This window comes from Gottfriedia acidiceleris (assembly GCF_036421055.1).
In the GTDB taxonomy this organism is placed as follows: domain Bacteria; phylum Bacillota; class Bacilli; order Bacillales; family Bacillaceae_G; genus Gottfriedia; species Gottfriedia acidiceleris_C.
This window is the reverse complement of the sequence record NZ_JAZGQS010000008.1, coordinates 114,634-128,782: the sequence shown is the minus strand read 5'-3', so window position 1 is coordinate 128,782 and position 14,149 is coordinate 114,634. Positions and strand designations below refer to the sequence as shown.

11 protein-coding genes and 1 pseudogene are annotated in these 14,149 nt (G+C 33.1%); all 12 read left to right on the top strand.

Features of this window, described 5'->3' with window-relative positions:
• The first annotated feature begins 138 nt into the window (after window positions 1–138).
• The 12 genes and pseudogenes from RAH41_RS13910 to gvpN all read left to right on the top strand — a co-directional run bounded on the left by RAH41_RS13910 (window position 139) and on the right by gvpN (window position 14,148).
• Entirely contained in the window at window positions 139–1,188 is a 1,050-nt protein-coding gene (locus RAH41_RS13910) for an LLM class flavin-dependent oxidoreductase (RefSeq protein WP_331223238.1), read from the top strand.
• Between the two features lie 15 nt (window positions 1,189–1,203).
• On the top strand, window positions 1,204–2,157 hold the full coding sequence (locus tag RAH41_RS13905; RefSeq protein WP_331223236.1) for an alpha-L-glutamate ligase: 954 nt from the start codon (window positions 1,204–1,206) through the stop codon (window positions 2,155–2,157).
• A 198-nt stretch (window positions 2,158–2,355) separates the two neighbouring features.
• Window positions 2,356–2,502, top strand: a pseudogene (locus tag RAH41_RS13900) (phosphoglycerate mutase family protein); the annotation flags it as partial.
• A gap of 271 nt (window positions 2,503–2,773) precedes the next feature.
• Window positions 2,774–3,481: a hypothetical protein gene (locus RAH41_RS13895; RefSeq protein ID WP_331223234.1), complete on the top strand. Its 708-nt coding sequence runs from the start codon at window positions 2,774–2,776 to the stop codon at window positions 3,479–3,481.
• A gap of 826 nt (window positions 3,482–4,307) precedes the next feature.
• A complete protein-coding gene (locus tag RAH41_RS13890) occupies window positions 4,308–7,898 on the top strand; it encodes a bifunctional 2',3'-cyclic-nucleotide 2'-phosphodiesterase/3'-nucleotidase (RefSeq protein ID WP_331223233.1) in 3,591 nt (1,196 codons plus the stop codon).
• A 272-nt stretch (window positions 7,899–8,170) separates the two neighbouring features.
• Window positions 8,171–9,406, top strand: coding sequence for a sodium:proton antiporter (locus RAH41_RS13885; RefSeq protein ID WP_331223232.1), 1,236 nt, complete (start codon window positions 8,171–8,173; stop codon window positions 9,404–9,406).
• A gap of 370 nt (window positions 9,407–9,776) precedes the next feature.
• Window positions 9,777–10,094, top strand: a complete 318-nt coding sequence (locus RAH41_RS13880; protein WP_331223230.1) for a DUF3870 domain-containing protein — start codon at window positions 9,777–9,779, stop codon at window positions 10,092–10,094.
• 144 nt (window positions 10,095–10,238) lie between these two features.
• A complete protein-coding gene (locus RAH41_RS13875; RefSeq protein ID WP_331223228.1) occupies window positions 10,239–11,324 on the top strand; it encodes a dipeptide epimerase in 1,086 nt (361 codons plus the stop codon).
• Window positions 11,325–11,345: 21 nt separating this feature from the next.
• Complete coding sequence (locus RAH41_RS13870; protein WP_331223225.1) at window positions 11,346–12,377, top strand: C40 family peptidase; 1,032 nt, start codon at window positions 11,346–11,348, stop codon at window positions 12,375–12,377.
• Between the two features lie 321 nt (window positions 12,378–12,698).
• Window positions 12,699–12,935 (top strand): gas vesicle protein GvpJ, encoded by a 237-nt coding sequence (gene gvpJ, locus RAH41_RS13865; protein WP_069033480.1) that lies wholly within the window; start codon window positions 12,699–12,701, stop codon window positions 12,933–12,935.
• Between the two features lie 56 nt (window positions 12,936–12,991).
• Window positions 12,992–13,252 (top strand): gas vesicle protein GvpO, encoded by a 261-nt coding sequence (gene gvpO / locus RAH41_RS13860; protein ID WP_331223214.1) that lies wholly within the window; start codon window positions 12,992–12,994, stop codon window positions 13,250–13,252.
• Window positions 13,253–13,263: 11 nt separating this feature from the next.
• Entirely contained in the window at window positions 13,264–14,148 is an 885-nt protein-coding gene (gene gvpN, locus RAH41_RS13855) for a gas vesicle protein GvpN (RefSeq protein ID WP_331223212.1), read from the top strand.
• Window position 14,149 lies beyond the last annotated feature (1 nt).

Below are 14,149 nucleotides of genomic sequence, written 5' to 3'. Positions count from 1 at the left end.
TTTTTTCTTTTTTATTTATTTATTTATTTATTTATTTATTTACGCGGAAGGTTAAAAAAAACTGAATTCCACTATATATAAATCCAACTTAACTAATGCGAAAACTAGACAATTTTAATGATGGAGGAGAGAATAGAAATGAAATATGGTTTTTGGTTACCGATTTTTGGAGGATGGTTACGTAATGTGGATGACGAAAGCATGCCACCAACATTTGAGTATGCTAAAGAGGTCATTCAATCAGCTGAAAAATGGGGATACTCGACTACTTTAATCGCTGAATTATATTTAAATGATATTAAAGGACCGGAGCATGATTCACTTGAAGCTTGGTCCACAGCAGCGGCACTTGCTGCAGTAACGGAAAAAATCGAAATTATGACTGCGATTCGACCAGGTTTCCATAATCCTGCAGTAACAGCAAAAATGGCTGCTAATATAGATCAAATCAGTAATGGTCGTTTTACACTAAACGTCGTTTCTGCATGGTGGGCAGAAGAAGCTCGTCAATATGGTGGAATTTTTACAGAACATGATGAGCGCTATGCTCGTACAGAGGAGTTTATTGATGTTCTAAAAGGTTTATGGACAGAAGAAACCTTTCATTATTCAGGAAAATTTTATGACTTAAAGGATACGAAGCTTGCTCCAAAACCTATACAAAGACCAAACCCTATTCTTTATGCAGGTGGTGAAAGTGAAAAAGGTAAGCAAACGATTGTAGAAAAATGTGACGCATATGTGATGCACGGAGGAACGGTTGAAGAAATTAATCAGAAAGTAACAGATATGAAGATACGCCGTGAACAAACTGGCAATGCACCATTAAGTTCTTTCGGTATGGCCGCATACGTTATTTGCAGAGATACAGAAGAAGAGGCGCAAGCAGAACTTGAAAAAATTACGACTGTGAAGGATTCTAGTGGGTATGCTGGCTTTAAAGATTTTACGACAAAATCACAATTAGAACAGCAAATTCAATTACAAGATTACTCAGTTTCGAATCGTGGTCTTAGACCAAATCTAGTAGGGACACCAGAACAAATTGCAGATCGAATTTTACAATATGAAGAAGCTGGCTTAGACTTATTATTATTGCAATTTTCACCTCAACTAGAGGAAATGGAACGATTTTCAAAGCAGGTTATGCCATTAGTAGAACAAAAACGTAGTTTAATAAAAAGCTAGAAGGGGGATATAAAAATGAGCAAAGTATATGTAATACATGAAAATAGCGAATGGACAATCCATTTAACAAAAAGATTAGAGGAGCTTGGGGTTCCATATGAGGAATGGCATTTAGATGAAGGTACGGTAGATTTATCAACAGTACCACCAGAAGGAATTTTTTATAGCCGAATGAGTGCTTCTTCTCATACACGTGATCATCGTTTTGCAGCAGAATTTACTGGTCAAGTATTAGCTTGGCTTGAAGCGCATGGCCGTACGGTTTTAAATGGTACAAATGCCCTAAAGCTAGAAGTTAGTAAGGTTTTACAATACATAGAGCTAGAAAAGTATGGTGTTAAGACTCCTAAAACAATTGCCGCAGTTGGAAAAGAAAACATTATTAAGGCAGCTACTAACTTTGCTGGACAGTCATTTATTACGAAGCATAATCGTGCTGGTAAAGGCTTAGGAGTTCAACTATTCCAAAGTATCGAAGCTTTAAAAGCTTATGTAGAAGGACCTACTTTCGAAGAACCAGTCGATGGCATTACGCTAATTCAAGAATACATTCAATCGCCAGAAAGCTACATCACTCGTTGTGAATTTGTAGGTGGAAACTTTGTTTATGCTGTAAAAGTTGATACTTCGGAAGGCTTTGAACTTTGTCCAGCGGATGCATGCCAAATTGGTGATTTATTCTGCCCAGTCGGAGAAGAAGTAGAAGAGAAACCTAAGTTCCAAATCATCGATGGTTTTGATGACGAAATTTTAGATAAGTATAAAGAAGTTCTGGCTAAAAATAAGATTCAAGTTGCTGGAATCGAATTTATTAGAAATGCTGAAGGTGAAATTTATACTTATGATATCAATACAAATACCAACTATAACTCGGATGCGGAAGCAATAGCTGGAAAATACGGCATGCTTGAATTAGCATTATTTTTAAAGAAGACATTGGAAGCAAAGTATTCTACAGTAACGGCTTAAGTAGAACTACTTAGATTAACTTTAACAAGCTCAAACCTAAACGTAACAGTGGTTTGAGCTTTTTCATGTCCAGTTTGTTAAACTTTTTCTTAGAACTAAGAGTAATAGGCAATTATTTAATAGGAATATGCTAACGATAAAGACCAACTAGTGTGTACTGTAGATTTGATAATTAATAGATCATAAAGGGGGAAGTAAATGAAAAAGACTTTATACCTCATGAGACATGGACAAACATTATTTAATAAAAGAAGGAAGAATCAAGGTTGGTATGATTCACCACTTACGGAATTAGGAATTAGACAAGCAAAAACTGTAGCAAAGTATTTTAAGGATAACAATATTATTTAATCAGTATAATGAGTTTATCTATCCCCTATTTTCCTTAAGAGTGAAAAGGGGTTTTTTATGTGATTTCACTATCTTTTAGATTAAAAGTATGAATTAGTATATATATCGTTCATATTGCTTTTCTAAGATTTGGAAAATGTTATTGTAAAAGCGCTACTCTTTAAACTATTGAAGTAGGAAATCATCACGTGTTTTTTGTCTCACAGTGATATATGTTGCAATATGTCAAAAAATCCTTCATATTTGTTTAAAAAGGAGGTCCGTTATGCGAAGTGATATACAACCGAATGAACGAGCTTTTTCTTCCAAGGAAGTAGCAGAAGAACTGGGGATTGCAACACCTACTGTTCGAAAGTATGGTCAAATATTAGAACGCAATGGATATGAGTTCTTGAAAGATGGCGATCGGCGTATATTTGTTCAATCTGATATTAGAGTGCTTATAGCGTTACGCGATTCAGAAAAGCCCCTGGAAGATGCTGCAAAAGACCTCGTATTTCAACAAAAAGAAAGATTAGAAGGTTACGATGAAACACAAATTGCGATAACCGATACATATGAAAATTTACCACATGACCCAAATCAATTAAAAGAGTTTTTAAGGTTTCTAGTCAGTGAACTGGCAGCTGCTCGTGAAATGAATGTTCAGCTGAAAAATGATATGTCAGAAATTAAAACGGCAATTTCTAGGCTTCAACAAGATCATCATGATATAAGTGCAAATATTGGAAACTCATCTAATAAAACGTATAACAAAATCGAAAAATTAGCCGAACAACAAAAAATCCAATATGAGACATTATTGGAACAAGAAAAACAAAAAATTGATGTTTTACAAGAAGAAATACAAAACATGCGAGAAGAACAAAGAAAAGAATGGCATTCACAGGATAATTTTAATAAACGTTTAGAAGTTGTAATACAAAAGCCTAAAGAAAAATGGGGATGGCTTTTCTCTTTATTTAGAAAATAAAGGACCTATTAAAATCTTTTTTCTAATCTTGTAAAAATTTAATTAATACTTTTGAAAATGTATACTTTAAGGTCGATCCATTCGTAAGGATGTATCGGCTTTTTGTTTCGTATCGTTTGCTGTAACAAATTTAATTTAAAAATTTTTTAATAGTAAAAATTCGTACAAGATACAAAACTGATATTTGTTTCAGTTTAAAAATGCTATTGAATATTATTTTTTTATTCAATAGCAAATTTTTACAAATTCCCGGGAAATATCTACAAATTTCTTGCAATTTAAATACTTTCACTACAAGGTAAATTGGTCCAATTACCCGTTGCGATTGTTCGACAATTTTGTATACTAAGGTTAGTTTTTTTCTAAGTGCAGTTAAATTGTTAAATGTAATATTTAGAACCATCTATCGAAAATTAATCATGTGACAATAGAGTTTTTAGCTCATTAAGTTAAAATGTATATTTTGAACAATTTTGCGATTAAATTAATTTATTCTATAGAAAAAGGCTAATCTAAAAGGACCCTTATTGATTAGCCTTTTTTATTTTAATTGTTATTTTAATCAAGCAATATTCATTTCCTAATTAACTGTTTATACTAAGTATTGCTGACACGTTTAAATTCTTCTTTTAATTCATCTATATATTTTTTCAGGTGATGAAAGCACAGGATATTCACTACGGACCCAACCAACATAAAAATCCTTAAGGAATCGTTAACTTTGATTAAGTATAATTAAATATATTTTAACCTATTTTAATTCTATAATAATTTTTGGGGATAATTTTTAATTAAATCCTAATAAAGTATTTTAAGGGGAATTTAAATGAGGAGTAAGAATCGTAAAAATTCGAAAGCGTTATCATTTTCATTAGCATTATCTTTATTAAGTATGTCAGTTGTGAGTACACAGGCGTATGCTGCACCAAAAGAGGCTGAACCTGTAAATGTGCTTGCATCTAATAAGAATAAAGCTGACAAGGATTTAGTAAACTTTCGAATTATGGAAACGACAGATATCCATACAAATTTATTAAACTATGATTACTACAAGGATGCAGCATATGAAAAAGTTGGATTAGCTAAAACTGCTACTTTAGTAAATGTTGCTCGAAAAGAAGTTCAAAATAATGTTTTAGTCGATAATGGGGATTTAATACAAGGTACCCCACTAGGAACATACGAAGCTAAAATTGACCCGCTAAAAAAAGGAGAAGTTCATCCTGTATTTAAAGCAATGAACATAATGGGTTATGATATTGCAACATTAGGTAATCATGAATTTAACTATGGGCTAGACTTTTTAAACGAAGCATATAATGATGCTGATTTTCCGTACATTAATGCAAACGTTTACGTAGATGATCACGATAAAAATCCTACTAATGATCAGAACAAATTTAATCCTTATAAAATCATTAAGAAAAAAGTGATTGATGAACAAGGAAAAAAGCAAGAAATTAAAATCGGCTTTATTGGATTTGTACCACCACAAATTAATGAGTGGGACAAAGCAAATCTTGATGGTAAAGTCATTACTAAAAATATAGTAGAAACAGCTAAAAAATTTATACCTGAAATGAGAAAAAACGGTGCAGATGTTATTGTTGCAATGACTCATTCGGGTTTTAATGCGAATAAAGAGAATACCGAAGATGTAATTTATTCATTAAGTGAAGTACCTGGTATTGATGCAATTACATTTTCACATACACATAAAGTATTTCCTGCAAAATCAGAGGCTACACTTGATGCCCTATTTTTAGGAGCAGATAAAAAGCCATTACCAGGTGTAGATAATTCGAAAGGGACTATTAACGGTGTACCAGCAGTTCAAGCAGGTTACGGTGGTGGTTCATTAGGACTGATTGATCTAACACTAAAAAAAGAAAAAGGAAAATGGTCAGTCGTAAATTCTCAATCTTCTACTAGAGAAATTTGGGCTGATGTGAAGGATCCTGTTACTGGTAAAACCAAAACAGAAAGTACAGTAGTTCCGGATCAAGAAATTGTAAATGCTGTTAAACCTAATCATGACGCAACAGTGAAGTATGTAAATACACCAATTGGAACAACTACTGATGATATTCATAGTTACTTTTCATTAATACAAGATGATCCATCGATTCAAGTTGTAACAAATGCGCAAAAGTGGTTTGTAGAAAAATATATTACTGAAAAGAAACCAGAATATAAAGAATTACCAATTTTATCAGTAGGAGCTCCATTCAAAGCTGGTCGTAATGGGGTTGCTGAGTATACAGAAATTAAAAAAGGCGATTTAACAATTAGAAGTGCAGGCGATCTATATCTTTATGACAATACGTTAAAAGCAATTAAAGTAAAAGGATCAGTTGTGAAAGAATGGATTGAAATGACAGCTGGAAAATATAATCAAATTGATCCTAATAAAACAGAAGAACAAGCATTATTAAATCCAGCTTTTCCTGTATATAACTTCGATGTAATTGATGGTGTTAACTATCAAATTGATGTAACAAAACCAGCAAAGTATGATTTAAATGGAAATCTAGTTAATCGTAATTCAAGTCGAGTAGTAAATTTAACTTTTAATGGACAACCATTAGATCTAAATCAGGAATTCATCGTTGTAACAAATAACTATCGTGCTGGTGGAGGCGGAAATTTCCCCGGTGTTAAAGGTAGCGAGCTAGTTGTAGATTCTGCTGATGAAAATCGTCAAATCCTAATGGATTATATTTCTGAAAAGAAGACAATTACACCAACAGCAGATCATAACTGGTCAATTGCACCAATTAGTGGAAATGTAAATGTAACGTTCACGACATCACCAAGAGCGGAAGAATTTATTAAGCCTAATAGTAATATTGCATTTACAAATAAAACGGATAATGCTGGCTTTGGAATTTTTAAATTAGATGTAGGAACTGCGCCAAAAGAAAATATTAAAGTTCAACTACTTGGTTTAAATGATTTTCACGGTCAACTTGATACTGATACAAAAGTTACGCTTAATGGACAAGAAGTATTAGCAGGAAGCATGGAATACACAGCTGCTGCTATGAAACAGCGTGAAGCAACTAATCCTAATACATTATTAGTTCACGCAGGTGACATGATTGGTGGTAGCCCACTAATCTCTGCGTTATTCCAAGATGAACCAACTGTGGAAGTAATGGAAGCAATGGGCTTTGACGTTGGAACAGTTGGTAATCACGAATTCGATGAAGGTATAGCTGAATTAAAGCGTATGATTAATGGTGGAGAACATCCAAAAGGAACAAAGGGTTATGATGGAATGAATTTTCCAGTAATCGCTGCAAATGCATATGATACTTCAACAGGACAATTAATCACACAACCATATGCAATTAAAGAAGTTGGCGGTAAAAAAATTGGTTTCATCGGTGTTGTTACTCAAGAAACGCCATCAATGATCGTTCGAAAAGGAAATGAAACGCTTGAAATCCGTGATGAGGTCGAGGCAATTAACCACTATACTGAAATTCTTAAAAAACAAGGCATCGAAGCAATTGTCGTACTAGCACATAATCCTACACTTCAAACAGGTAAAGCAGACTTATTTGATGCGACGGATATCGCAGAAAAGGTTGATGATGAAGTAGATGTAATTTTTGCTGCACACAATCATGTATTTGTTAATAAAGAAGTAGATAATAAATTAATCGTACAAGCTTATTCATATGGCTCTGCATTTTCAGATGTAGATTTAGAACTAGATGCTATAACTGGTGACATTGTTAAGAAACAAGCTGAAGTTGTAACAGTTTATCAAAAAGACTATACATCAGACCCAACAGTTTCTGCGATCATGAAAAAATATGAAGATTTAATTATGCCAATTAAAGCTGAGATTGTTGGTGACTCAATGCAAACTTTACCAAAAGGCTATCCATCTTCTGATACTTATGGTGATTTTGCACTAGGAAACTTAATTGCAGATGGAATGAAAGCTGCGATGAATGCCGACTTCGCAATGATGAACGGCGGTGGTGTTAGAGCACAGCTTAATGCAGGTCAAGTTACATTTGGTGATTTATTCGCAATTCAGCCATTCGGAAATGTATTAAATAAAGTAATGCTTAGTGGTCAAGATATTGAAACAGTATTAAATAATCAAATTACAGATAAGGGATTAGATTTCCATATCGCTGGATTTAAGTATACTTGGGATTCATCTACTAAAAAGGTAGTAGACATCTTTTTACCAAATGGTAGTAAAATTGATCCGAACAAAGAATATTCAGTTGTAGTAAACAACTATATGTATGGAAATGTAAAATATGGTATTGGCGAACGATCAACTGATTTAGAAGTTGGCCCTGAAGATTTACAAGCAACTGTAGATTATGTTAAATCTCTGCCAAGACCTTTCGTTTATGAAGTTGAAGGTAGAATTAAAAAAGTAAATTAACCTTTAAACAATTACTTAAAGTATTTCATAGTTTTCTAACTAAAAGACGCATTCTATATTAGAATGAAATGTCAGCTTGTAGACAAAGCGGTAATTATGTCATTATCCAATTGTCTACAAGCTTTTTTTTGTAAAAAGATTGTTCTTAAAGTGATGAGAATGTTTCAAGCACTATTTTAAAAATTATGTTTTCATATCGTATTAAAAAAATGAAATGGAAAAAAATAGAACTAGGAAGTTTTAGGTAGTTAGAAAGTAGGTTTAAAAATGATATGGAAACAAATTTAATTGAAAATGCAAATAGTTGGATTAAAAGTATATTAATTCTATTGTTAGCGGGAGTTTTAGTGTGGATTTTGGCGAATAAGTTAAAAAAACCATATACAATTTTTCTTGTCATATTAGGTCTATTAATTGGTTTAATAAATTTACCTTTTTTTAATAATATAGCTTATCTATTTAGTAACCAACAGTTTTTTTCTGTAATTGTCTTAAGTTTCTTTTTACCCTCTTTGTTAGGAGAAGCAGCAATTAAATTGGAGTTTAAAGATATAAATAAATTTAAAGGGGAAATTGGAAGACTAGCACTATTTGGGACTTTCTTAACCTTTATCATCATTGCTATCGTATTGACTTATCTTTGCCATTTACCATTTGTCGTTTCGCTTACGATTGCTTCTTTAATGTGTGCAACCGATCCAATATCAGTAATGGGTATCTTAAAAGTGATGAAGGCTAAAAAATCAATTGCGATTAGTCTAGAAGGAGAAAGTTTATTTAATGATGGAATAGCTGTGGTGCTTTTTAAAATTTCTACAGTTTACATTATAAGCTTCATGAATAAAGGATTATTTGGTGCTTTGGGAGCTAGTTTTTTATTATTTCTTAAGATTGTTTTGATAGGTGTGATAATTGGATTGGTATTAGGTTTTATCGCATCTTATTTAATTAGCTTAGTTAATGATTATCCACTAGAAACAATGGTTTCATTTCTTTTATTTTATGGTAGCTATTTAATTGCAGAAATTTTTCATGGAAGTGGTGTTATAGCTGTCGTTATTGGTGGCATTGTTTTTGGTAACTATGGCAAAAAAATAGGAATGAATGAAAATACAAAAAATTATATGTTTAGTTTTTGGGATATTATCTCATTCATTTCAAATACAATGTTATTCTTGTTGATCGGAATAGAAGTGTATCGATTAAACATTTCCACTAATTGGAAATTAACTTTATTTTCTATTTTAATTACTTTAATTGCCAGAACAATTGCAGTTTATATTAGTTTATTCAAAGCAAAAAGTTTCACGAATGCAGAAAAGTTTCTTATCAACTGGGGAGGGTTAAAAGGAGCTTTATCAATATCACTTGCATTAACATTACCTCATAGTTTTCCTTATTATAAAAGCATTGTATTAATTGTATTTGTAAATGTAGTTTTTTCTTTATTGGTACAAGGTTTAAGTATTTCGAGTTTAATTGCTAAAATAAAAAAACAAACGATTTAAAACTTAAAACAAAATAGAATTGTTGTCCTACTAGTGTTCTTTATTGGTGTTGATTCTGAATGTTTTATAAATAGTTTAATTTTATTTCATAGTATTGAAACAAAAACCTCTTGAACTTCAAAAGGTTTTTTAATTCGAATTTTATGTTTTTCCTAAGAGAAAAGGAATGTATTTTAGTAAAAAAGTAAGAGACTTTATATAGTTCACATTTCCTGAATATCTATTTATTAAAACTGAATATTCATAATATATTGTCAAAAGTAGTTTCGTATATTAAAATTAACTGTAAGCGAATACATATGCCGTTGCCAATTCTTTCCTTTCCGGTTAGAGTTTTGCACGGAATACCTGATTTGCGGGAGGAAATAAATTGTACAGTAAAGATACGATCTATCTTATTGGAGATGCAAAGACTTCATCTAATAATCCGATTATGCAGAAGTATAATGCTTTTTTTATTGGATTAGTAGTTGATCGGACAAGTCATTTAATTGTTGATGCAGATTGTTCAGCAACAATTTCATTAACATCATCGTTTGTGCAGCAATTATTCGTCGGGCAGTCAATGTTAGACGTGGATGGAGTATTACAAGAAATTAGTACACGTTATTTTGGCTCATCCCAGAAAGCACTGATGGTAGCCTTTAAAAATGCACATATAAAATACTTGCAAATAATTGAATCTTAATGCTGCTTTATCTATTTTCGTAGATGAAATCCAGCTATTAGCAAAGGAAGTTCCTTTCTAATAGCTGGATTTTTTATTTCATACAAAATTATTGCGACTATGGGAAGATTACTAAACTTTTTTTAAACAGAAAGGAAAAAAACGATGATTATTCAATCAATACAAGTGCAAACAGAAGTTTTCCCTTTAAAAAAGCCATTTAAAACAGCACTTAGGACAGCAACTGAAATAGAGAATGTTTTTGTCTATGTCCAATTAGAGGATGGGATCGTTGGATTAGGGGCTGCAGCACCTACATTAGCTATTACTGGAGAATCAAAGGAAAGCATCGAAGCGATTTTAAAGACAGTCTTTACACCGCTATTATTAGGAAGAGATATAAGAAATATGAATGAACTCTCTCTAATGATTGAACGCTCTTGCTTTTTAAATACAAGTGCAAAGGCCGCAATGGAAATCGCACTGTATGATGCCTTATGCCAACATCTTAATCTTCCACTCTATCAATTTCTTGGGGGAAGGTCGAATCAATTAAAAAATGATATGACGGTTAGTGTTGGAACAGTAGATGAAATGTGTCAGGAAGCAAGTCAAATAATCAAGGATGGCTTTTCTATTTTGAAAATCAAAGTCGGAAAAGATTGGACGAAAGACATTGAACGAATAATGGCCATCCGTGAAAGGGTCGGAAACGACATTACGCTTAGAGTAGATGCCAACCAAGGCTGGACTCCAAGACAAGCCGTTTCCATTATTCAAGAATTAGAACAGTTAAATTCAAAAATTGAGCTTATTGAGCAGCCAGTCCCAGCAGGCGATATTGATGGGCTAAAATTTGTAAAACAAAATGTCAAAACACCAATTATGGCCGATGAAAGTCTTTTTTCTCCCCAGGATGCATTACGTCTGATTAAAGAGGATGCAGTTGATTTGCTAAATATTAAGTTAATGAAAACAGGAGGAATAAGAAGAGCAATGCAAATTGCAGATATTGCTGAAAGAGCAAATATTCCTTGCATGATTGGCAGTATGATGGAAACTTCAGTCTCAGTACTTGCGGCAGCACATATTGCTACTGCCCATCCAAATATTCAAAAAATCGATTTAGATGCTCCACTTTGGTTAAAGAATCAAGATTTTGATGGAATTAAGTTTATTGGGGATGAAGTTCATTTATCATCCTTACCTGGTTTAGGGCTTCACAGAAGATTATCAAAAAGTCTTCGTTAAAATAGGGAGAGGAGTTTTACGATGAAAAAGACAAAAAATTTGATTTTAAGTTTATGTGTTGCAGGTACTTTACTTTCTACAATGACAAGTCAATCGTTAGCAAAATCGCAAGAGGAACTTACTCCAGGTGAGACAGCCTACGTTGATGTGTCTGTTTCAACACAGTGGACAACAGAAGGTAGATTCCAAGTTAGAGATATTGATGCACCTTCTTTAAGTAATCCTGTTGATCCGCGTCAATGGTCAGCTAATATGGAAAATACTGAAGTTCGTCGTTGGCTAACAGATTATCTTGAAACTCAAGCGGTATATGGTACAAAAGTAACCATTTTAGAAGAGTCAGGCGACTGGGTAAAGGTTGCTGTAGATGGTCAGCCTACACCACGAAACTTAATAGGCTATCCTGGTTGGATGCCGAAAAGACAATTAACAACGGATGACCGATTAGAGAATTATAAGAATACCCCGTTTATTATGGTATCGAGTCAAACAGCATGGCTGTACGATGGGAAAGCATTGAACCATAAGTTCATGGAAATTAGCTTTAACACTCGCTTACCAGTTGTGAAAGATTTTGGGGATGTTGTAATGGTTGCAACACCAGATGACGGAAATAAATTTATTAAAAAGGAAGATGTTGCAGTATATCAAAATGAAAATCAGTTCCCTAAGGCAACTCCTGAAAATTTAATTAATACGGCGAAGAAGTTCCTGGGTTTACGTTATTTATGGGCTGGTGTGTCGGGATTTGGGTTTGATTGCTCAGGATTTACATATAGCATATTTAAGTCATATGGTATTACAATTCCAAGAGATTCAGGACCTCAATCTAAGAGCGGTAAGGAAGTAAAGAAAGATGAAATTCAACCTGGAGACTTATTATTCTTTGCAAGTAAAAATGGAACTGGATCAGTTCATCACGTTGCAATGTATATTGGTAACGGTTTAATGATTCAGTCTCCTAATGCTGCTAGAAGTGTAGAAATCATTCCATTAAATACCCCTGGTTATATCGAGGAATTCTCAGGTGCTCGCCGTTATTGGCAAGAATAATTGGGTAAATATTATTTTCTACTTGAGATAGGAAATGTTGAAAAACCATGAACAGTAGTTGTTCATGGTTTTTTATTTATACTCTTAATGTTCGTAGATTCATATTCAGTTTTTTCTCCACTATTTTCTTATTTAATAAAGTTACACACCAACTGGAAAAAATTGGAGTATAGGATAATAGATTCATTTTGAATAAAGTCTATCACTCCCTACTTGCTTGTCCCATAGGATAGAGGGAAAGGGATGGGAATTATTTGAGAAGGAAGCTATTTTCTCATTTTCTATCATTTCTTTCTTAATTTAATAGGAAAGGAGGGATATATGTTGGCTTCCATTCAAAAAAGTGTTGATTCTTCCAGCCTAGCTGAAGTAATCGACCGTATTCTTGACAAAGGTGTTGTAATTGATGCATTTGTAAGAGTATCGTTAGTCGGCATTGAGCTTTTAGCGATTGAAGCTCGTGTTGTCATCGCAAGTGTTGATACTTGGTTACGATATGCAGAAGCAGTAGGATTGCTAAAAGACGAGGAAGAGGAAGAAGAAGAGGAAGTAGCTTAAGCAAGTAGGGCCAAGGCTTTATGCTTTGGTCTCTCTTTTTAGACAAGGAGGCTATTATGGAAATTATTAAAATACTAGAAGTAGTAAAAACTTTTTTTGGGCAGTATATTCGACCAGTTCATAAAATTACTCACGTTCATAAATCTGACAAAGGTTGGGAACTAACCGTTGAGGTAATTGAAGAGAAAGAATATATGAAGGCTCACGCTAAAGATGAATTAATAGGAGTTTATTCTGTTTTACTTAATGCCGAATTAGAAATTGTATTATTTCAAAGAAAATCATTGCGTGCTAGAGGTGCATTAATTCAAGAGTGAGGGAGAGAAATATGGAAAAAAACTTTATATCGTCTCCTTATTTGCATAGCTTAACAGAACGGTTACTGTCTTATTTACAATCTGGATTTGCAGTCCATCTTACAGGGCCAGCTGGCGTTGGAAAAACATCACTTGCACTTTATATTGCAAAACAAATAGGTAGACCGTTTCGATTAATTCATGGAAACCATGAAATGTCTAATAGGGATTTGCTTGGTAGTTTTAATGGCTTAACGAATAAAAAAATTATTGATAACTACATTCATTCTGTTTATAAAAAGGAAGAAACGATTAAAGAAACCTGGGTAAACGGCCCCATTATAGAAGCTGCAACAAAAGGATATACATTGATTTATGATGAATTCACTCGTTCTCATCCTGAAACGAACACTCTTTTTTTATCAATTTTGGAAGAAAGAGTGATTCCACTTTATGGGATGAAAAGGAAGGAGTCTTTTTTGCCAGTGCATCCTAACTTTTCAGTTATTTTTATAAGCAATCCGCAGGAGTATGTTGGTGTATTTGAAGCACAAGATGCACTTCTTGATCGATTAATTACGATTCCGTTAGAAAAAATGGATCATGAAACAGAGTTCTCCATCTTATCACATATAACTGGATTATCGGAAAAAGAAAGTCTTTATATTACCAATTTAGTGCAAATTGTCCGTCATCATTGTAGAAAAATTGAACCTCAAAGTCTTCGAACATCGATCAAGCTTGCATCTATCGCAAAGCGAAATAATATGCCAATAACAATTCATAATGAACAGTTTCAGACTTTATGCACAGATATTTTTTGGTTTCATCTTAAACAAGCTGGCAAAGTTCAAACATACTCACAGGCAAAACAATTCCTTGTAAAAACGATAAGCATACAAATGGAGGGAGTTTAAT